The organism is Streptococcus sp. 449_SSPC (genome assembly GCF_001073005.1).
Taxonomy (GTDB): domain Bacteria; phylum Bacillota; class Bacilli; order Lactobacillales; family Streptococcaceae; genus Streptococcus; species Streptococcus salivarius_F.
Window position 1 is genome coordinate 368,392 of sequence record NZ_JVGR01000029.1, and the last position, 19,119, is coordinate 387,510.

A 19,119-nucleotide genomic window follows, 5' to 3' on the forward strand; every position below is an offset into this window, starting at 1 on the left:
ATATGACAACTCTTAAACTGGATAAAATTTACAAAAAATACCCAAATGCAACTCACTACTCTGTCGAAGATTTCAGTATCGATATTAAAGACAAGGAATTCATCGTTTTCGTAGGTCCTTCAGGATGTGGTAAATCAACAACTCTCCGTATGGTTGCTGGTCTCGAGGAAATCACAGAAGGTAAACTCTATATCGATGGTGAAGTGGTTAATGACAAATCACCAAAAGATCGTGACATTGCCATGGTATTCCAAAACTACGCACTTTACCCTCACATGACTGTTTATGAAAATATGGCCTTTGGTCTTAAACTTCGTAAATATAAAAAAGACGATATCGACAAACGTGTGCGTGAAGCTGCTGCTAGCCTTGGTTTGACTGAGTTCTTAGATCGTAAGCCTGCAGACCTTTCTGGTGGTCAACGTCAACGTGTAGCTATGGGACGTGCCATCGTTCGTGATGCTAAAGTCTTCCTCATGGATGAGCCTCTCTCAAACTTGGATGCTAAGCTTCGTGTGACCATGCGTGCTGAAATTGCTAAAATTACTCGTAATATTGGTGCAACTACTATCTACGTTACCCACGACCAAACAGAAGCTATGACTCTTGCTGACCGTATCGTTATCATGAGTTCTACTAAAAACCCTGATGGTTCTGGTACTATCGGTCGTATCGAACAAATTGGTACCCCTCAAGAACTTTATAATGAGCCAGCCAATAAATTTGTTGCTGGATTCATCGGAAGTCCTGCTATGAACTTCTTTAATGTTAAGGTTGATGGTAACCGCATTACTAACTCTGAAGGTTTGGATATTGCAATCTCTGAGGGTCAAGCTAAAATCTTGAAAGAGACAGGGTATCAAGGCAATGAAGTAATCTTTGGTATCCGTCCTGAAGATGTTTCAAGCCGTCCAATTGTTCAAGAAGTTTATCCAGATGCCAATGTAGATGCTGAAGTCGTCGTTTCAGAGCTTCTTGGTGCAGAAACAATGCTCTACCTAAAACTTGGAGAAACTGAGTTTGCTGCCCGTGTTGATGCGCGTGACTTCCATAATCCAGGTGAAAAAGTTAACCTTACTTTCAACGTTGCTAAAGGTCACTTCTTCGACGCTGAAACAGAAAAACGTATCAGTTTGTAAGATAAAAAAATCAGCCCTCTGCTGACCTGACATATAGCAGTTTAGTTAAATGGGTTAATATTAGCGAGCCTAGTTGTTTGGCTCGCTTTTTTCATTATTTAATTTTCCAACGAAATTGTAGTAAATGTCAACCTGAATAATTCGATTGCGTTTTGTGCCAGTTGGTTTCTGAATAACAATCTTGTCAATCAGTTCATTCACTATTTCAACGGTTAATTTTGGAAGCTCTGTATATTTTGAAATTCTCGCCATAAACTTGGAGATATTCAAGCTATCTTCTTGTTGTTTGGCGAGTTTTTCAGTTAAATCAGAAATGGAAGTTTGAAGTTGTTTCTGTTCTTCTTCATAGCTCTGACTTAGCTTCACAAAGCGTTCATCTGAAATTTTTCCAAGTAGATTATCTTCATAAAGCTTCTGAATGATGCTGTCAATCTCTTTAGAGCGGTGTTTATCCTTTTGAAGTTGCTGGCGCTGGCGTTTATTGTTTTTGCTGAATTGAGCTTGGCTTTGCTGTTCTAACTTTTTCAAAAAGGCTTCTTGGTCGAAGTAGACTTCCTGAATAGTTTGGCGGAGCTTACCACTCACAATCTCAATCAAGGCAGATTTTTGAATATAGTGGGCATTTTCACAACCATCAATCGGCTTACGGTAGCCAGAACACTTGTAATGGTCGTGGTTGAGTCCATTTTTCTCTTGTGGGCAAAAATAATGCTTTCGCCCACAAGTTCCACAAAAGACTATTCCCGCAAACAAGTTTTCGTGACCAGCCCGATTTTTATATCGTTGATTAGACCGCTTATGATTTCGCATTTTTCGAACAATATCAAAAGTTTCTTGGTCGATAATTGCTTCATGAGTATTTTTGAAAATCAGCCAATCTTCTTTTGGGTTATCTACTTTACGTTTGTCTTTATAAGATTTTGTCCGTGTTCGAAGATTGACCGTATGCCCCAGATACTCTTCACGCCCTAAGATAGCGCTTAAGGTTTCTCGCGTCCAAAAATAAGGCAAAGTTTCCACATTTGGACTGGAAGAAACAGGTCTCAAACCAATTTCTATTCGGTGACGGTTTGGTTTAAAAATTTTGTCATTTTCTAACCCTTTCGAAATCTCTGAGAGACTTTTTCCACTTTTCGCTTCCTGAAAAATCCGCTTCACGACTTCACTGGCAACTGGGTCAATAATCCAATTTTTAGGATTGTTTGAATCTTTTAGGTAGCCGTAAGGTGGGTTAGTAGTTACTCGCTCGCCAGCTTTGGCTTTAGCTTGAACCACCGCCCGAATCTTCTTGCTGGTATCTGCCGCATACATTTCATCCATTAAACTCTTAATTGGCAAGAAAATAGAATTAGTTTCATTAGGCTTATTCGAATCTACGCCATCATTTAGAGCGATAAAGCGGACATCGAAGCTCGGAAAAGTAATTTCCGTTAATTGACCAACCTTGATATAAGACCGACCCAAACGGCTCAAATCCTTAACGATAAAGTTTGAAACTTGCCGATTTTCCACCAGTCTAAGTGCTTCTGAAATAGCTGGACGGTCAAAATTTGTGCCACTAAAGCCATCATCGACAAACAAAATAGGATTGGAAAGATTTTCTCTTGTAACTACATCAAGCAGAATTTTCTTCTGATTGGTAATTGAGTTACTATCTCCGTCCAGTCCATCATCTTGACTTAAGCGACAATAAACTACCGTAATATCTGAAAGTTTTGAAGTATCTACTTGTTTATAATCTGAAATTGTCAAAGTTCTGTTCATGTGTTTTTCTCCTTTTGGAGTTCACACACCTTATACTTCTATTATACCATTTTACTACTGTTAAAGTAGTGATTTATCGCTTAAAATCAACCTTTCTAGGACATTTTCAAGATTGCGATTTCCAGTAAAACGGTGACGGATTAAGTAAGTCGTTCGACCAATTCGACAAATTTCATCTGCGGTGTGTAAAGCCTGCTTTGAATCTCTATCTTGATTCTTCTGATTCATTAGAAACCCCTCCTTTGATATAATCTGAATATTCGTCTAAAGTAATCACAGTGAATAATTCCCAAAAACTGTAGAGTTCTTTTTGAATCACTTTCGAAATCGCCAGCTTTCGCTTGTCATCTGGCACAACCCACAAAACATAGGGAAAAACTTCCTTTTGTCGCTGTTCTATACCTGACCGATAATATTCAATATATTTCTTGCAAGTATTTACTATGCGCGCAAGACTTTCTGTGCTTCGGTCTATCTCCAGAAAATAATGGTCTTCGTAATCGTGATTAACCAGCTCTAAATAAGCATCTGGTTTTAGGGTTATTCCAACACCAGAAAGTTTTTGGTAGCTGCGCCAAGAGTTTGGCTCAAAGGAAAAAGTTTCAAGCGACAGTTTTTCTGAATTTCGAACAGCCTCCAGCGTCTCAACAAAAATTTCCGTAATCGCTAAAGTATGCTCAACATGATGTTGAGTTGGCTCGTATTTATTTTTATAACGCAATATAATACTGTCATCTTGTTTTTTAAGGAATTTTAGTCCCTGAAAAGTAATTTGCCAAACATAAGAAGCAGAGCCACGGCGTACGCCACCAATTCGCCGTTTCAAGTGTGAAATCAATCCAGCTTTCTTCAGACTTTGAAGCGCAAAACTAGCTCGGCGAATTGAGGTGTCAGCCCTCACGCTACTGTCAAAAAATAATCTGGCTAGTTGGTTGGTAGTGGCATATCTAGCTTGACTTAAAAAGTAAAGAATTTGCTTGTCGTTATCTGTTTTGTAATTCCATTTCATCTGTTTTGTTCTCCATTAAATTTAAAAGGTGTGCTCCCGTAAAATGTGCTTAGTTACGGAGTAAGTCGTGTTAGTAAAAATCTTAAAAACCTTTATTTGTCAGGGGTGGAAGAATTTTCTTCATCAACACGATTCGAAGAGCGATTGGAAAGCTTTTTCCTCCCTAAATCTGTTAATTTTTGATTAGAATCTTCATTTTTTGAAGCAGATTTTTCAAAAATGTAGTTTTTAAATTGGCTTTCAATTTCTGAAATATCTTGTCCGTATCGGCTCAAGCTATTCAAAAATGGCGTGCGACTATCTCTAATTTTTGGTTTAGGTGGGTAGGCTTTACCAATAATCCATCGATAAGTGTTTTGTGAAATTTCAGTACGAATATATGCCCAAAATGGGGGTAAGCTGTAAAAATCTTCTTTATCAATCTCCAGAGTATATTTTGCCATTTCGCGAGCTTCATCAAGATTTAAGCCAAAAACAATTTTATTCGCAACATTAGATTCAATTCCAGCTTTTAACTGGGGTGACATCTGTGCAAGATGCTGGAAGCCGATATTCCAGCCAACATTAAACTGACGAGATTGCGAAAGTGCTTCGTCTAAGTTAGAATTGGGGATTCCTAGGAAACTCGGTGTCTCATCGATATAGATAAAGACCGATTGGCGTTTACTTGGCTCAACCGAAGACTGGCGCAAAATTAGCATCCAGAGTATTGAAGTGATGAGGCTACCAATGAGTTTCGCAGATTCTGAACCGATTACCGATTTATTTAGTGGAATCAATACGATTTTTCTGCTTTTGAAGATTTCTGCAAGACTGAAATTTGGATTAGTTTGTCCCAACATTGCCCGAAGTTGCGGACGAAGCAAAAACTGTCGGAATTTATTCAAAATGGGGTTTAACATCTGGTGACGTTGAGCTTCACTGAGTAGCTCAAACCAGTTCCAGAAACTTTCCAGCCCGATTGGGTCTTTTAACTCTCTTAATAGTTTATTTCGAAAGGATTGATTAGTCAGCAGACTTGGTAGCATTACTAAAGAAGTGTTCGGAATCCTAGCAAGAGTTAAAAAACTATGTGACAGAATATCCAGTGAGTAAATTCCAAAGTGTTCAGGGTAAAGTCCTTTAAATAGCTCCAGTAGATAATCTGCAATAACTTCAGGCTCGATACCGTGCTTAGTTAGCTCAAAAGGGTTTATACCAACAACTCGTTTGGCGGTTGGGGAGATAACCACTATATCTTCATCGTGTTCATCTGGTATGCGCTCTAAGAGTTCATGAGTTAGTTGACCTTTGGCATCCACCACAACTACGCTATGAAATTTAGATTTTATATCTGATAAAATCAAATGACTCATAGCGGTAGTTTTACCGCAACCTGTTGAACCGAGAAAAACGGTGTGCTTTTTGCCAGCTTGTGCTGAAATTTGAATTGGTCTTGATTGATTTTCAACCGTTTGCGCCAAACTTCGCTGAGTTTTTCGATTAACATTGTAGCCCAAAGGTGGAGTTACTAATTTAGGGTGAACATTTGGCACACCTGCAATATTTTCTTCCCCAATAGGTAAAAGCATGAAACAAGCTAAGTCTGAAACGGATAAACTATATGGGAAAGACCAAGAAGGTTGCGCTTGATTGAGTCTTTGGATAGCTAATGGTTTTAATTCGATGGTTGCATTTGACTCCATCATGCGAAAACTACTAAGTAGGCTATCAAAAAATTCCTTTGTTCGCAAAATACTGCGAGATTGGACACCAAGACGAATTTCACACTTAAAAGTAGATTGGTTTAATTTTTGTTTCATCAGCTTTTTGGAATTTTCGGAAAGCTCAGGAATATTATTTGTAATCACTTGATACCATTTAACGGATAAATTCGGCAAATCTTTTGGCTGCGGCCGAGGTGGTGAGCCTGCACCAATGACCAACTGAACAACTACTGTTTCATCTGGCTGAAGTATTTTTGAAATTGCAAGGCTTGAACGTATCATGTTTTCTACAGAGTCCGTTTTTAAAGCATAGTGAGACTCTTTGATGTTCACTAACCGCGCAACCGAAAGTTTTTCGCGTTTAGGAGCTCTTGAAAACTGAATAGCTCGGTGTGATTGAATTAGTTGGCTGATATGTCGCTTGTCTTGTTCTTCTGTTCCTAGCAGATAGCGTACACGATTCTTAGATAGTCGAATTTCAAAAATAACCGCTTTGCGCCGAGTCAACCCCACCAGTTGACCCAGCATAGATTTCACATCATCTATTTTAAACGGGCGCATCCAGTTGAGTTCACTCCAAGATAGTGTTTCAAATTTTCTTTTCATCTCTACCTCCAATCTTTAGTTTTAATAATCCGAAAGGCAAGCCAGCCGATGAAAACAACCGCTGTCATCAAAACCAAGAACCACCAAACTTCCAGAATTAGTTTCACCGCCCAGTTAATGAGCCAAGCGCAAGCAACAAATCCAAGAATATATGCTATTAGTTTTTTCATGGCTGGTCTCCTTTCTGTCTCCATTTATACAAGAAAGTTGGTGAAAAGTTAAATTTAGTTGCCTTCAGTTTTAAGAGCGATTAGAATGAAATTTAAGCAATGAAACAGTAGTATATTTCAACATATTTTGACCATTTGTCTAGTCTAAACAGTCCTTTTATTTTCTTGAAATTTTTCGCATTTCTGCTTTAGCAACCAAGAAGAGTTCATTGATTTCTTTCCGTTTTTCCAGAAAATCTGCCAGGGCAATTTCTTCTTCACTACAGTGTTTTTTGTCTTCTGGTTTTGGTTTTTCGAACCAATCCCAAATAAATATGGCAACGACGATAATCATAAAAGCTATAAAGTAATCCATCATAAAGCTACCTCATTTCATCTTTTCAGTAGCATAATAAGTGAATGCTTTAAGAATATAATCTGTATACTCTTTAGCTTCAGGAGTATTTTTAAGTATTTCAGACTGAGTAAGTGCCAAATTGCCCACTTTATATAAAATATCGTTAGCTAGAAGCTCTAAGGCTTGATTATCTGCCATCGCTTTGCTAAGTGTTTTTGCGACTTTTAACTGATAGGGATTAACAAATTGAGAAAGTTCTGCTTTTGGGGTTGATTTTTGGATATGATTCATGAGATTTCTCCTTTGATTTTGATATAATTGTTTTAAGTTAGCTAACTTATGGTTTTATTATAGAAAAGACCAAGCGTGATTTGTTGCCAATAATCGTGCTAAAATCTTGCCAGTTTCGGAGGTGTCTGATGTTTGATGTTCCTAGTCTATTTTCTATTGTTTTAAAACACGCCAATAAAACGACTTGGTCTGATAGAAAGAAAGTTAGCGTGGGCTTATCACTCGTCTTACACGAAGACTCTTTGGCTTATCTAGCGGACACAAGTTTCAATAAATTATTTACAGGACAAAATAAAGGACGAACCCTTTACGGAATCGTCCAAGATGAGATAAATGAAAAAGGTTTTTCACATTATATTTTAGAAGCTGAAAAACGATTGAGTAATGCCAATTACAAAGAGAGTAGATTTGAATTATCCGGAGTTCTAGAGGATTGTTTTGAACTATTGGAAGAATCTCAAAATCTACCTAAAACTATCCTATTCGGTCTAGAACAATCTTACGAGCTAAATCACGTAGACCGCCCTTATTTATTTCTTGCAGAATGTTTATTTTATTCTTTGGCTTGTTATCACAATAAACGCCAAGAATATATTTCGATTGATTTTAGCCAAGAAACAGAGGTCATTTCGAAGCCATTGGAAGAACTTGTCTCACAAGCTAACAGCTACTCTAAGCGTATTATTCAAGAATTAAACCGTTTTTCAGAGAAGGAACTTCAATTATTTAAGAAAATTGCTCCCTATACGTTCTACGATGAATCCTTTGATGAATTATCTGGCGATTATGTTTTAGATTACTACTTGATTTCTCACGAAGATTTTGTTGATTTATTTACAGAATATAAGGTATCTGGAAATGACATTTCAAGACTGAAAGAATATGGGTTGATTTCTAGTGGTGGCAGGCATGAGATTACTGTCGAGAAAGACGAGCTGGCTGGTTTCCAGAATGACAATCTTGTTCTGATATTCACTACTGAATCTGAAGAAAAAATTATATTTGAATATAGTGCCTTCCACTTAACAGATACAGCAAAAGCCCTACTTGAGATTTTGAAGATTGAAATGGATAACGAGTTTTTCCGAGGTTTAGCAGATAGGTTTAAAGAGCGTTTATCTGGGGCTGGAATTGTTGTAGAAACCTTTGATGTGGATGATTTGCAGTGAATCTGGATATTCTGTTGGAGTATTTTATGTGGTATAATTGACAGTATAAACTGAATAGGATTACTAAAATGGAAGAAAAACAAGAACAAGTTAAACGTTCTCGAGGTAGATTTAAGCCTGAGATGAGAAAATTATCAAATGAAGATGTAAAGAAGATACTACTTCAAAAAATTTCCGAGGAAGAGCTTTCTGTTCCTGAGAGTGAAGATGACAATACTCTACTCTCTAGTATTGATAGTATGGAAGATAAATTTAATGTCGTATCTCTATTTAGTGGTGCTGGTGGACTCGATTTGGGATTAGAATTAGCTGGTTTAAGCAGCGTTGTTGGTGAAGAAAAAGCCATGAGCTACTTCAAGGCTGGAAAAGATATTTTCAACAAGTACCGTTCGCAAAGCATCTTTCATACAATCTATACGAACGATATGTTCAAAGAGGCCAACATGAGCTATAAGCTCAACTTTCCAGAAACAGTTATTCAGCATGAAAAAGATATTAGGAAAGTATCACATTTTCCAAAATGTCAAATCATGATTGGAGGCTTTCCTTGTCCAGGTTTTTCTGAAGCGGGTCCTAGGCTAGTAGATGACCCTAGGAACTTCTTATATATTCACTTTATTAGAGCACTTATTCAGACGCAACCTGAATTTTTTGTCGCTGAAAATGTTAAGGGAATGATGACTTTAGGTCATGGAGAAGTTCTAAATCAAATCGTGGCTGACTTTGCAGCAGCTGGATATACTGTCACTCCTCATCTAGTGAACGCTAGAGATTATGGAGTTCCTCAATCAAGGGAACGGGTTTTTCTGATTGGTGTTCATAAAGAAAAAATTGAGAATAAATATGGATTTTACTACCAATTACCAGCTCCTACTCATGGAGAGCCTAGTGAAATTAACTTACTAGAAGAAAAACAGCCCTTTGTGACGTTAGAACAAGCAATAGGAGATTTACGGAATAACCCAGGACCAATTTTCCAAGGGGAATATTCAACAATTTACATGAGCCGAAATCGAAAGAAGAGTTGGTCCGAACAGTCTTTTACTATTCAAGCCTCTGGTCGTCAAGCCCCTCAGCATCCCGACGGTGAACCTATGACTAAGGTAGGTAAAAATAAATGGGTGTTTAATGGCAATAATAATCGGAGATTATCAGTAAAAGAAATCGCTCGTATTCAAACATTTCCAGATTGGTTTGAATTTTCAGACGGTGGAAATTTAAATATTAAAGAAAATGGTCGAATTGATAAAATTTACAAGCAAATTGGTAATGCGGTTCCTGTATTGCTTGCGAAAGCAATTACACAACCTATATCAGATTTTATATATAAAGAAATTCTCAAAGGAAAGAAATATGAAAGCTAATATCTTAACGGCAGTTATAAATATTGTAAAAACTCGTAATGTTAGTCTTCAAGAAGAATATGTTAAAGCTAATAGAGCTAATTCAATGGGAGATGCTCTTGAAAAATATGTAGTTGATAGTTTTGCTAATACTATCTTAGAAAAAGATGAAACTAAAAGAAACCTAAAAATCAATCAAGTTTTCTCATATTTAGGAAATGATTCTAATCCGCCCGATGCCATGTTAAAAGGTGGAGCTGCTATTGAAACAAAGAAAATCGGGAGTCGTAATTCTCAACTGCAACTCAATAGTTCAAATCCTAAATCTAAATTATATATTGACGATTCTCGTTTAAAAAAATCTGCTCGTAAGGCTGAAGACTGGAATGAGAAAGACTTTATTTACTCAATAGGTTTCGTAAAAGAGAACCAACTTAAAGAATTGGCTTTGATAGACGCTTCTATTTATTGTGCAGATACAACGGTCTATCAAGATATTTTTGAACAAATTAAAGAAGGAATATCAAGTATTCCGAATATTGATTTCTCCCCAACCAAAGAACTTGGTCGTGTAAACAAAATTGACCCTTTAGGGATTACAAGTCTTCGCATTCGTGGTATGTGGTTGCTTGAAAATCCCTTTACCGTATTTAAGTATGTTTATCAGCCTATAACAACTGCTAATTTTAATTTGTTTGCGCTAGTGTCAACTGAACATTTTGATGGTTTTAATAATAAAGATGCGCTACTTTCTTTAGTTGATGAAGTAGCTACACTGAATATAGCCGATGTGAAAGTTAAAAATCCGAATAATCCTGCACAGCTTATTAATTGTAAAAAGATTACATTTTGCTTGTAATTGAGGTAAATAATGAATTTTACAAAAAAGCAAATCGCAAACTTATTGAGTGATAGAATTCTCTTTAGGTTTAGCATTCATACTGATTTCATTGCAAACTTCAATGAACACGAACAATTGTTTACTTTTGATGAATTTGAAAAAGTCGTCAAAAGTAATTTGGATTATTGGAAGTCAATCTCAGAGAAAGCACCTAATAATTTTTATTCAAATTGGCAAAGCCTGAGTGATAAAATTGTAACTATTAGGCAATATCTTTCTGAACTTGAAGAATTTAACCTAGACGATGTTGAAAATCATCTTTACTATAACCTATCAACTAGCCGAGAATCTAGGGAACAAAATAGTTTTACTTATATTTTAGCAATTTCTTCACCGATTGATAGAGATGCTGAAATCCGTAAGATAAAGAGCTTTGTATCATTTTATATTCAACAAACTACCACTTCTGTTGAAGAAGCGGTAAAATGCTTTATAATGTTATCTAAAAACCCACAACTTGTTGGTAGCTATTTGTCAAATTCCTCGCAATATCACTTTTATCCAGCATTGTATTTGCTTAGAAAGAATTTTTCAAATATTCGAGAGAATGTCTCCGATTTTGAAACAAATATAGTATCTCCTTTAAACAATAAATTAAAGGAAATATCGAATGATTCAGATGAACAATTTAGAGAAATTACAGCATTTGCAGAAACTAAGCATAATGAAATCCAACAGCAGTTCGATAATAAGGTTATAGAATTAGAGGAATTTCAAAAATCAATAAATAATTGGCAAAAAGATAAGCAGGATACACTTGATAATTTAGAAGAGACTTATAAAAATAAACTCTCTCTGGAAGCGCCTGAACAACTTTGGAATGAACGTGCTGAAGAATATCGAAAACGAGCCAGAAACTGGACACTTGCCCTCGTCATTACTGTAATTGCTTTAATTTGGATATCTAAACAATTAGTTCTTGTCATACATAAATATTCTTTAAATATTATAAAAGAAATCCCTTTTATCTCAGAATCATTCATATTTATTTCTGTTGTCTCATTCTTTATTTATATAGTTAGAGTGATGATAAAAATTGTGATGTCTAATCATCATTTAGCTGCTGAGTACAAGCAGAAAGCGGTTTTGACCAGATTTTATCAATCTTTAACTTATGCTGGAACGGATATTGATAGAGAGGAACGACTAATAATTATCAATTCACTATTTAGTAGAGTTGATACTGGGTTGATAAAAACAGATAATTCAAATGACAGTGAAGCAATTTTAGCAGTTCTATCCAAAAATCTAAAATAAAAAACGGTGATTTGCCGTTTTTATTGTTCTTATAAGGTGTATGAACTTAGATTTTCTTAAACTGCTGAATGTCATACTTCCTTTCGCACGAAAATTTCTTTGAGTTGTATGAAACTTTTGAGGTCAAGGCGGTGGAGATTTCGAAGCTGCTGGAGGCGGGTTTGCTTTTGGGCGGCGGACGGCACGAGATTTTAGTGGAGCAAGGCGAACTGGCGGGATTTCAAACCGATGAGAGAGTGCTGGTTTTTACCACTAAAACCGAAGACTACGTTTTTAACTATCACGCCTTCCACCTAACCCAAACGGCGAAAACTTTGTTGGAATTATTGGAGATTGGATACAACCCAGAATTTTTGGTAAAGTTGGGTCAACATTTTCGAAAGGAGTTATCGGAAACGCCTGTGCAGGTCGGCTTATATGATGTGGAGGCGATTGACGAAATAGAGAGTTTGGAGGAGTTGAAAGAGGCTAAGAATTGGTTGGAGGAATAAAAAAGACCGATGAAGTGGTATTTCGTAACCGTTTCATCAGCCTTTTTGATTATGGGTAGGAATTAACATGTATCTCTACATCTTGAATAACTACATCACTTTCAAAATTTGAATCTACTTCAAAAGAATACACTATAAAAAAATTCCCATTCGGTTTATAAGAGCCTACATTCATTCCGCTATTGGCAACTATATTATCACTTACTTTAAGTCCATCTGGATTTGAGGTGTTATATAATTTAGTAGATTCTGGAATGTATCTTGTCCCTTTTGGAAGAATAATTTTTATTATTGTATTCTTCGAACTTTGTTGAGCATTATTTCTTACCTCGATAAAATTCCGAATAATATCTCCAGGTTTTGCTTTTATATGATATTTCCATTTTTTTGTTCCTTTTACTCTAAATCGACTACTAATAATAAAACCGTTTTCTTCTTTTGTAGGGGCTGGGTTATTATACTCATTCAGATATATTACATCGTTGAATGAACTAAATAAAATATTTTTAATAGGTGGCAGATATGGAGTAAATAATGACATTATTAGTATTATTAATATAATGGGTAGTATTTGGGTTCGAGGTTTTAGTTTTATTTTTAGATTATCTAAGGTAGTGTTTATAAAGTTGACTAATAAAACATTGATTAGGAGCTTTATTACATTAGTTGGTTTGTAGTCATAAAATTCATTTTCTGATGAAGGAAAATATAACAAGGTGTAATAGACCATATAAGCAATGAAAATTTCAGGCTCTTCATTTTCATATTTATTAACTAAATATCGAAATTTCCATCTACCTAATATTTTCTTATTGATTTTTTTATATTTTTCCGATATAAATGTTTGGAATACATTTCTCGCAATATTCTTTAAATCAAATTCCAATAAATTATCAATCAAATAAGATTTTATAATTTTTATAATTTCTTTTTCACTATATCTCTTTCTTAAAGTTATCAATCTTTGCCTATACGAAGAGTCCAATGACCTAGTTCCATTAAAAATTTCATTATTCAATTTTTCATTGTCTATAAATGGAAGAATTTTATATTCACCCATTTCCATCATCTCTTTAATCATAGCTAATGTTTTTGATGAAGATTGACTGGTCATGTTTGCTATTTCATATGCTATATAAGGAAATCCAAAGAAATCTGGTGGATAAAAATCTAAAACCATGTAAAGACCTCTCGCAACGTTATTCACCAATATTATATCATATTGACAAATAAATTAAAATATGCTATAATTTACCTGTTTTAGTACATTCCTTCTTGGAAAATTTTCACCCTATCTTCACCGATAGATAGGGTGAAGATTAGAAAAGAGGCTTAAATGGATTATACATCAAAAGGTAGCTATTCGTTAGCTTTTTGGCAAAGTATTCTCGAAAGAGAGACGGCATTCAATGGATTAGGGTTTATGACACCTGAAAACATAGCTTGTAGAATGATGGCTCAAGCAGTTTCGAATTATGATATTGCCGATTATACTGGCTTGAGCATAAGTAGAGTAAATGAGATTAATCAGCGCGCTTATGATATAGTGAGTTCTGTACTGACAGATATGAACCGAATAATTTATGGTAAAAAGTTAACTGGAGACTCTACAGAAGAAATTATCACATATTTATCTCGTATTTTTGGAATAGAGGCTCACTTAATAGTTGAAACCTTTCCTAAAATATATAATCCATAGTAAAATATCCTCCTGTATCAAGTAGCAGGAGGATTTTTATTCTTTGGAAGAGCAAGCACTTTTAGCTATTATATAAAGCAACGGAAAGACGGCTCATTTGAACCGTCTTTTAACGTGCTTGTAAGATGCGTGAACTCAGATTATTTTTAGAGTGCTGAGTGTCAGGCTGTCTTCTTGAGCTGATTTTTTGTTTGGCATGATTAAACCACATTCTAACTGATACTTCCTATCACTCACTAAACATATCTCTTTCAATCTATGATATAATATCCTTTGGCACCTCGACACCGCCTACGAAGGGAGGTGAGTTTGCCTATGATGGATTTACTATTCAAAACTATCATCGGACCTATTGTGGTCGGTGTTATCCTTCGTCTAATCGACAAGTGGTTAAACAAGGATAGATAGTGCTAAAAAAGACCCCGAGCTTATGTGGAAGTTAGCTTGGGGTCTTTTCTTGCCTATGATATAGACTTACTATTCAATACAAGTGTATTATGTCATAAAAGCTTAGAATTGTCAAGAAACTTGAAGATAACCTTTAGATAGAGATCTTAGTCTTTAGTCTTGTCTTCTTCGTCTTTTTTATCATCAGTCTTATTTACCGCTGCTTTAAATTCTGCTAACATTTTACCGATAGATTGTCCAAGTTCTGGCAAGCGTTTAGGACCAAAGATGAGGAGGGCTCCTAGGACGATAATGATAAGTCCTGGAGCTCCGATATCACGTAGAATTCCCATGAAATCTCCTTTCTATTTATCTTTATATTTTCTTTGTTTACGTTTATAAATGAGCTTACTAAGAGCTACGCTAACTTCATAGAGTAAGATTAAGGGAGCAGTCATGGCCAAGTCACTAATAAAGTCGGCTGGTGTCAGAACGACTGCCAATACCAAGAGAATGAAGTAAGCATAGCGTCTATAGCGTGTCAGAAATACTGGTGTCAATATACCTATAGAGGTTAGGAAACTAACAACTACGGGAAGTTCAAAGAGAACAGCCAAAGGCACTGTCGTATGCAGTAAAAAACTAAGGTAGTTTTGTGCTGTAATTTGTGTATCAAAGAGTCCTTCACCTAGCTTTAAAAGCACTTCTAAGATAGCTGGACTCACAAAATAATAACCAAAGGCCAAACCCAATACAAAACAGACAAAAGTTGCTGGAATATAGGCAAAGATGGCACGCGCTTCATTATCCCTCAAACCAGGTTTTACAAACTGCCAAATCTGGTAGGTGGTAAAGGGCAAAGTGACCGTAACAGCCATGAGACTGGCTAAGTTAATGTAAATCCAGAGAATATCGTTAGGACCAAGAACCAATAAGGGCTTATCAAATCCTCTAGTCAGATAAGCATAGAGCTCCCCAGCAAACAACAGGGTGATACAAAAAACTAGGAAAAAACAAATCACTACTGCAATAAAACGTCTCCGAAATTCCACCAGATGCTCAACAATGGTCATCTCGTCCTTACTTCTTGCCATGCTGTTTCACCGTTACAAAGGCAATGATAGCAATAAAGATAAGTTGTGGAATTAGGACTTCCCAGCTTGGATAGATACCAGCCCAATCAATGGTTGGGAAACCACTAATCAAATGATTGGACATCATATTAGTCAACTGAAGGGCATGAATGCTGACACCGAGCATCTTGAAGGCCAAGGCATAAATCAACCAGGTCAAAATAAAGAAGATACGATGTGGTTTAATATAGTGACTAGCTTTAGTCATAGCAACGGCAATAATAACAAGAACTGCAATGGCTAAAGCAATACCAATCAAGAAATTAGCTGTCGTGATACGTGGGATAATACCAACATAGAAAAGAATGGTCTCGGCACCTTCACGGAAGACAGCCAAGAAACTAAGGGCAAACATAGATACAAAACTTCCAGTAGCCGTCACTGTCTTCATCTGACGGTCCATAAAGTCATTCCACTGTTTGACTGAAGACTTGCTATGAAGCCAAATACCAATCAGAATCATCATCGCAACTGCAAAGATACCAACGCCACCTTCAATAATTTCTCGGTTAGAGCCCGAAGTTACGGCTGGAAAAACAACTTGTAAGATAACAGCTATAACTGCGCTGGCAAGAACACCAGCAATGGCTCCGCCATAAACCCATTTGAGTCCCTTACGCATCTTAGCTGCCTTAAGAGTTGTCACAAGAGCCATGACGATGAGGAGGGCTTCAACCCCTTCACGCAAGAGAATCAACATGGCATCAAATGCATTATAAGAAGCACTGGTATCGATAGCTGATAGGTCTGTAATTAAGGCTTGCAGTTTGTCCTGATAAGCTTTTTCTTTCCCCTTAACCATGATAACCGGTGTTTCACTCTCCACGCGCGTATAGAGGCTTGGGTTAGTCGTGCTCACGTCACCTTCAATGGTTGGCCAGATAGTGATGAACTTCTTCATAGTTGCCGCAGCCGTTTTTTCATCACCTGATTGGAATTGACCGAGAGCTTTTTCCAAGAGCTTAATACCATCTTTTAGGGTTAAACTTGAGCTTGTGCTATCAAGAGGGACGCCCTTGATAAAGTCATCAATCCCACCCTTGAGATCATCATAGGATGACTGGATGCTGGTGAAATCAGTAGGCTCCGTCTCAATACTGCTTCGCAAAAGTGAAATAGCCGTCTCAATCTTGCCGTAGTAGGCAGTACTGTGGTCACGGACAACAGCTTCATTTCGCGTCCAAGCATTATTCAATTCGCCATAAGTTTTGCGGGTCTCAGCTAGGTCTTTAGCCGTAATGGCATCCTGTAAATTCTTGAAATAAGGATTGAGACGGGTCTCAAGTTTTTCCTTTTCGGCATCCAAGTCAACAGGATTTTGCTCTTTCTCAAATTTAAGAAGGGCTGACGAGATAGAGGTTAGGTCTTCTTCTGTCACGTCACCTTTAATATCAAGAGCCTTGCTAACTTTTTTACCAGCCTTGGAATCGTGATTTTCTTTAGTTTCGAAATCAGTTTTAATCTCACCAACTAATTCCTTAGCTTTTGCTTGATCCTTGTTTTGAACAGCTGTTGTTGCATCTGTGATTTTGATATAGAGATCACTATAGGATTCAGCAGCAACTGGATAGGACCAGAATAGAGCTAAAAGTCCAAGCAAAACGAGGAGTTTATTCAAAGAGTGCTTGACCAAGGTAGCCTCCTTTCTCCACGCCAGCAAAGCAAGCAAAGAGCCCACTTCCGATATGGGTGATGTACTCATTCATCTTGTCTACAGCACCAAGATTGGTCTGTATTTTGACAAAACGGTCTGGGTCCTTCTGGTAGGCAATGAAAATCAAGCCTGCATCAAACTGGCCAGTTCTCTCATCAATGCCATCAGAATAAGAATAGGAACGACGTAAGATAGGAAGATCTACTTCTTTAGCCAAACGGACATGCGAATCGACTGGTAGTTTTGACAGATCTACTTCGTCAAACTCATCTTTCTTACCAAAGGGAGCACCTGATTCCTTATAGCGGCCAAAGGTGTTTTCCTGCTCCTGCAAATTGGTACGATCCCAAGTCTCCAAGTGCATCTGTACTAGACGAAGAGCCATATAAGAACCACCCTTCATCCAATCTTTACTATCAGTCCAGACAACCTTGTCGAATTCCTTTTCCGTCGTAACATTGGCAGTACCGTCCTTAAAACCAAAGAGATTTCGCGGCGTCTCCTTACGATCTCCGATGGCTGCAAAACCAGATTTGCTCCACTTCATGGTGATTTTATTACGACCTTTGCGGATCAGATTTCGAACAGCATGGAAGGCTACCTGTTCATCGTCCGCACAGGCTTGTATGACGATATCTCCGCCTGTATACTTGTCCTGCAACTGCTCCTTTGGAAATGGAGGTAAATCACGGAAGAGCTTAGGACGCTTGGATTCCAAGCCAAGTTTTTTAAGAAAATCAGCCGAAACACCAAAAGTCAGGCTCAAGCGATAGGGGTTGAGTCCCACTGTTTCACCTGTATCTGTTGGAGGTAAGAGGGCATTGGAACCATCTTTTTTGACCAGCTCTCCTTCGACCAATTTACTACTATAGTCTGTCCAGTCTTTAAAGAGTTGGATCACTTCTTTTTTATCAGTTGTATGAAGATCTAGAACCACCAAGTAGCAAGCCTTCTGCATGGGAGTCGTAATCCCAGCTTGGTGCTTACCAAAGAAGCTAATATCTTCATCCCCATCAAGGGCTTTTTTTGTTGAACTATCCTGATTAGCGAAAAAAGCAGATGCACCAGAAAGACCAAGCGCAAGCCCAGCCCCTCCAATACCTGCTTTTTTAAGAAATTCACGACGGTCCATTTTTTTATCTAAAAATTTTTCGTCAGTCATTTTTCTTATTTCCCATCTAGGATAACACCCATTTGTGATAATGGTTCACCAAGTTTAGTTACAGCTTCGGCCAATTCCTTAGTATCTGCCTCACTCAAATCTGTATAAGACTTATAGTTTTTCTCATCAGTCATGTGTTTGTCCAAAAGACCATTGACATTCTTGAATTCTGTTTCCAAAGTCTTAACAAGCTTAGCATCTTTCTTTTGAATCAATGGCTTGAAGAGTTCAAAGATTTTTTCTGCCCCTTCAATATTGGCACGGAAGTCGTAAAGATCGGTGTGTGAGAAGACTTCTTCTTCACCTGTAATCTTTTGAGTAGCAACTTCATTAAGAAGGTCTACTGCTCCAGTCAACATGATATCTGGAGTGACTTTAACAGTTGCAATTTTAGCCTTGAGTTCCTTGATATCGTTGACCAATTGATCTGCATAGGCAGCTGTACCATCGGTCGTGTTGTCTTGCCACATGATACGTTCAATACGGTGGAAACCTGACCAGCCATCTTCTGATTTATTTTCGTCCATGTAATCAACCAAACGGTAGTCAATTTTTACATCAGACTCACCAAAGCTTTCGGCAATTGGTTCTGAACGTTCGTAAGCCATACGAACCAATGGGTATTGTTTCTTGGCTTCTTCAAGATTTCCTGACTTGAGGGTTTCACTGAATCCTTCAGTATCTTTCAAAAGCTGATCGATTTCGCCTTCAACGAAAGTCTTGTAATCACTTGTAGCCTGCTTCAATTGTTTTTGCTCACTGGCTGTGAGTTTTGAGCTAGTTGAACTAGAATTACTTGAATTACCAGATTTGGCACAAGCCGTCAATAGAAGTCCTGATGCCAAAAGAACAACACCAAGTTTGTTAAGTTTTTTCATGAATGTCTCCTATTTTCAAGATA

General features: G+C 37.2%; 21 protein-coding genes. 8 read left to right on the forward strand and 13 right to left on the reverse strand.

Annotated features, from left to right (window positions below; all coding sequences use genetic code 11):
- Positions 1 to 2: 2 nt before the first annotated feature.
- Positions 3 to 1,139 carry an ABC transporter ATP-binding protein gene (locus ADH51_RS07825; protein ID WP_014634479.1) on the forward strand — a complete coding sequence of 379 codons (1,137 nt, stop codon included), beginning with the start codon at positions 3 to 5 and terminating at the stop codon, positions 1,137 to 1,139.
- 69 nt (positions 1,140 to 1,208) lie between these two features.
- On the opposite strand, the gene ADH51_RS07830 is transcribed toward ADH51_RS07825, so the two are convergent.
- From ADH51_RS07830 to ADH51_RS07850, 7 genes are all read right to left on the reverse strand, one after another.
- On the reverse strand, positions 1,209 to 2,903 hold the full coding sequence (locus tag ADH51_RS07830) for a recombinase family protein (RefSeq protein WP_048675821.1): 1,695 nt from the start codon (positions 2,901 to 2,903) through the stop codon (positions 1,209 to 1,211).
- Positions 2,904 to 2,963: 60 nt separating this feature from the next.
- Positions 2,964 to 3,131, reverse strand: a complete 168-nt coding sequence (locus ADH51_RS10125) for a hypothetical protein (RefSeq protein ID WP_162837456.1) — start codon at positions 3,129 to 3,131, stop codon at positions 2,964 to 2,966.
- Positions 3,109 to 3,912, reverse strand: a complete 804-nt coding sequence (locus ADH51_RS07835) for a replication-relaxation family protein (RefSeq protein ID WP_048675824.1) — start codon at positions 3,910 to 3,912, stop codon at positions 3,109 to 3,111. The genes ADH51_RS10125 and ADH51_RS07835 overlap by 23 nt, the downstream gene beginning before the upstream one ends.
- A 92-nt stretch (positions 3,913 to 4,004) precedes the next feature.
- Complete coding sequence (locus ADH51_RS07840) at positions 4,005 to 6,224, reverse strand: type IV secretory system conjugative DNA transfer family protein (protein ID WP_048675826.1); 2,220 nt, start codon at positions 6,222 to 6,224, stop codon at positions 4,005 to 4,007.
- Between the two features lie 2 nt (positions 6,225 to 6,226).
- A complete protein-coding gene (locus ADH51_RS10130; RefSeq protein WP_162837457.1) occupies positions 6,227 to 6,394 on the reverse strand; it encodes a hypothetical protein in 168 nt (55 codons plus the stop codon).
- A 157-nt stretch (positions 6,395 to 6,551) separates the two neighbouring features.
- A complete protein-coding gene (locus tag ADH51_RS07845) occupies positions 6,552 to 6,752 on the reverse strand; it encodes a hypothetical protein (RefSeq protein ID WP_048675829.1) in 201 nt (66 codons plus the stop codon).
- A 9-nt stretch (positions 6,753 to 6,761) separates the two neighbouring features.
- Entirely contained in the window at positions 6,762 to 7,022 is a 261-nt protein-coding gene (locus ADH51_RS07850) for a hypothetical protein (RefSeq protein ID WP_048675832.1), read from the reverse strand.
- 128 nt (positions 7,023 to 7,150) lie between these two features.
- Between ADH51_RS07850 and ADH51_RS07855 the strand changes: the two genes are divergently transcribed.
- From ADH51_RS07855 to ADH51_RS07875, 5 genes are all read left to right on the forward strand, one after another.
- Positions 7,151 to 8,191: a hypothetical protein gene (locus tag ADH51_RS07855; RefSeq protein WP_048675835.1), complete on the forward strand. Its 1,041-nt coding sequence runs from the start codon at positions 7,151 to 7,153 to the stop codon at positions 8,189 to 8,191.
- Between the two features lie 68 nt (positions 8,192 to 8,259).
- Positions 8,260 to 9,555 carry a DNA cytosine methyltransferase gene (locus tag ADH51_RS07860; protein WP_048675837.1) on the forward strand — a complete coding sequence of 432 codons (1,296 nt, stop codon included), beginning with the start codon at positions 8,260 to 8,262 and terminating at the stop codon, positions 9,553 to 9,555.
- Positions 9,545 to 10,393 carry an NgoPII family restriction endonuclease gene (locus tag ADH51_RS07865; protein ID WP_048675842.1) on the forward strand — a complete coding sequence of 283 codons (849 nt, stop codon included), beginning with the start codon at positions 9,545 to 9,547 and terminating at the stop codon, positions 10,391 to 10,393. The genes ADH51_RS07860 and ADH51_RS07865 overlap by 11 nt, the downstream gene beginning before the upstream one ends.
- Before the next feature lie 12 nt (positions 10,394 to 10,405).
- Positions 10,406 to 11,692: a DUF6161 domain-containing protein gene (locus ADH51_RS07870; protein WP_048675845.1), complete on the forward strand. Its 1,287-nt coding sequence runs from the start codon at positions 10,406 to 10,408 to the stop codon at positions 11,690 to 11,692.
- Between the two features lie 68 nt (positions 11,693 to 11,760).
- Positions 11,761 to 12,183, forward strand: a complete 423-nt coding sequence (locus ADH51_RS07875) for a hypothetical protein (RefSeq protein ID WP_048675848.1) — start codon at positions 11,761 to 11,763, stop codon at positions 12,181 to 12,183.
- Positions 12,184 to 12,232: 49 nt separating this feature from the next.
- On the opposite strand, the gene ADH51_RS07880 is transcribed toward ADH51_RS07875, so the two are convergent.
- Positions 12,233 to 13,363, reverse strand: coding sequence for a hypothetical protein (locus tag ADH51_RS07880; protein ID WP_048675851.1), 1,131 nt, complete (start codon positions 13,361 to 13,363; stop codon positions 12,233 to 12,235).
- A gap of 156 nt (positions 13,364 to 13,519) precedes the next feature.
- Here ADH51_RS07880 and ADH51_RS07885 point away from each other — a divergent pair, with 156 nt between their 5' ends.
- Positions 13,520 to 13,882: a hypothetical protein gene (locus ADH51_RS07885; protein ID WP_048675854.1), complete on the forward strand. Its 363-nt coding sequence runs from the start codon at positions 13,520 to 13,522 to the stop codon at positions 13,880 to 13,882.
- 315 nt (positions 13,883 to 14,197) lie between these two features.
- Entirely contained in the window at positions 14,198 to 14,290 is a 93-nt protein-coding gene (locus tag ADH51_RS09940) for a type I toxin-antitoxin system Fst family toxin (RefSeq protein WP_004182539.1), read from the forward strand.
- A gap of 146 nt (positions 14,291 to 14,436) precedes the next feature.
- Here ADH51_RS09940 and ADH51_RS07890 read toward each other — a convergent pair whose 3' ends face one another.
- Genes ADH51_RS07890 through efeO form a run of 5 tightly spaced genes read right to left on the reverse strand, consistent with a single transcriptional unit; the run spans position 14,437 to position 19,096 of the window.
- Entirely contained in the window at positions 14,437 to 14,622 is a 186-nt protein-coding gene (locus ADH51_RS07890; RefSeq protein WP_021144181.1) for a twin-arginine translocase TatA/TatE family subunit, read from the reverse strand.
- A 12-nt stretch (positions 14,623 to 14,634) separates the two neighbouring features.
- Positions 14,635 to 15,363, reverse strand: a complete 729-nt coding sequence (tatC, locus tag ADH51_RS07895; RefSeq protein WP_048675857.1) for a twin-arginine translocase subunit TatC — start codon at positions 15,361 to 15,363, stop codon at positions 14,635 to 14,637.
- On the reverse strand, positions 15,350 to 17,035 hold the full coding sequence (locus ADH51_RS07900; RefSeq protein ID WP_048675860.1) for an FTR1 family iron permease: 1,686 nt from the start codon (positions 17,033 to 17,035) through the stop codon (positions 15,350 to 15,352). Before ADH51_RS07900 ends, tatC begins: the two co-directional genes overlap by 14 nt.
- On the reverse strand, positions 17,013 to 18,218 hold the full coding sequence (efeB, locus tag ADH51_RS07905; protein ID WP_048675863.1) for an iron uptake transporter deferrochelatase/peroxidase subunit: 1,206 nt from the start codon (positions 18,216 to 18,218) through the stop codon (positions 17,013 to 17,015). Before efeB ends, ADH51_RS07900 begins: the two co-directional genes overlap by 23 nt.
- 5 nt (positions 18,219 to 18,223) lie before the next feature.
- Entirely contained in the window at positions 18,224 to 19,096 is an 873-nt protein-coding gene (efeO, locus tag ADH51_RS07910; protein WP_014633148.1) for an iron uptake system protein EfeO, read from the reverse strand.
- Between the last annotated feature and the right edge of the window lie 23 nt (positions 19,097 to 19,119).

What these genes read in the sequence shown, in the direction of transcription:
- ADH51_RS07825 (WP_014634479.1), top strand. Translation starts at nt 3, where the DNA reads ATGACAACTCTTAAACTGGATAAAATTTACAAAAAATACCCAAATGCA.
- ADH51_RS07830 (WP_048675821.1), bottom strand. Translation starts at nt 2,903, where the DNA reads ATGAACAGAACTTTGACAATTTCAGATTATAAACAAGTAGATACTTCA.
- ADH51_RS10125 (WP_162837456.1), bottom strand. Translation starts at nt 3,131, where the DNA reads ATGAATCAGAAGAATCAAGATAGAGATTCAAAGCAGGCTTTACACACC.
- ADH51_RS07835 (WP_048675824.1), bottom strand. Translation starts at nt 3,912, where the DNA reads ATGAAATGGAATTACAAAACAGATAACGACAAGCAAATTCTTTACTTT.
- ADH51_RS07840 (WP_048675826.1), bottom strand. Translation starts at nt 6,224, where the DNA reads ATGAAAAGAAAATTTGAAACACTATCTTGGAGTGAACTCAACTGGATG.
- ADH51_RS10130 (WP_162837457.1), bottom strand. Translation starts at nt 6,394, where the DNA reads ATGAAAAAACTAATAGCATATATTCTTGGATTTGTTGCTTGCGCTTGG.
- ADH51_RS07845 (WP_048675829.1), bottom strand. Translation starts at nt 6,752, where the DNA reads ATGATGGATTACTTTATAGCTTTTATGATTATCGTCGTTGCCATATTT.
- ADH51_RS07850 (WP_048675832.1), bottom strand. Translation starts at nt 7,022, where the DNA reads ATGAATCATATCCAAAAATCAACCCCAAAAGCAGAACTTTCTCAATTT.
- ADH51_RS07855 (WP_048675835.1), top strand. Translation starts at nt 7,151, where the DNA reads ATGTTTGATGTTCCTAGTCTATTTTCTATTGTTTTAAAACACGCCAAT.
- ADH51_RS07860 (WP_048675837.1), top strand. Translation starts at nt 8,260, where the DNA reads ATGGAAGAAAAACAAGAACAAGTTAAACGTTCTCGAGGTAGATTTAAG.
- ADH51_RS07865 (WP_048675842.1), top strand. Translation starts at nt 9,545, where the DNA reads ATGAAAGCTAATATCTTAACGGCAGTTATAAATATTGTAAAAACTCGT.
- ADH51_RS07870 (WP_048675845.1), top strand. Translation starts at nt 10,406, where the DNA reads ATGAATTTTACAAAAAAGCAAATCGCAAACTTATTGAGTGATAGAATT.
- ADH51_RS07875 (WP_048675848.1), top strand. Translation starts at nt 11,761, where the DNA reads ATGTCATACTTCCTTTCGCACGAAAATTTCTTTGAGTTGTATGAAACT.
- ADH51_RS07880 (WP_048675851.1), bottom strand. Translation starts at nt 13,363, where the DNA reads ATGGTTTTAGATTTTTATCCACCAGATTTCTTTGGATTTCCTTATATA.
- ADH51_RS07885 (WP_048675854.1), top strand. Translation starts at nt 13,520, where the DNA reads ATGGATTATACATCAAAAGGTAGCTATTCGTTAGCTTTTTGGCAAAGT.
- ADH51_RS09940 (WP_004182539.1), top strand. Translation starts at nt 14,198, where the DNA reads ATGATGGATTTACTATTCAAAACTATCATCGGACCTATTGTGGTCGGT.
- ADH51_RS07890 (WP_021144181.1), bottom strand. Translation starts at nt 14,622, where the DNA reads ATGGGAATTCTACGTGATATCGGAGCTCCAGGACTTATCATTATCGTC.
- tatC (WP_048675857.1), bottom strand. Translation starts at nt 15,363, where the DNA reads ATGGCAAGAAGTAAGGACGAGATGACCATTGTTGAGCATCTGGTGGAA.
- efeB (WP_048675863.1), bottom strand. Translation starts at nt 18,218, where the DNA reads ATGACTGACGAAAAATTTTTAGATAAAAAAATGGACCGTCGTGAATTT.
- efeO (WP_014633148.1), bottom strand. Translation starts at nt 19,096, where the DNA reads ATGAAAAAACTTAACAAACTTGGTGTTGTTCTTTTGGCATCAGGACTT.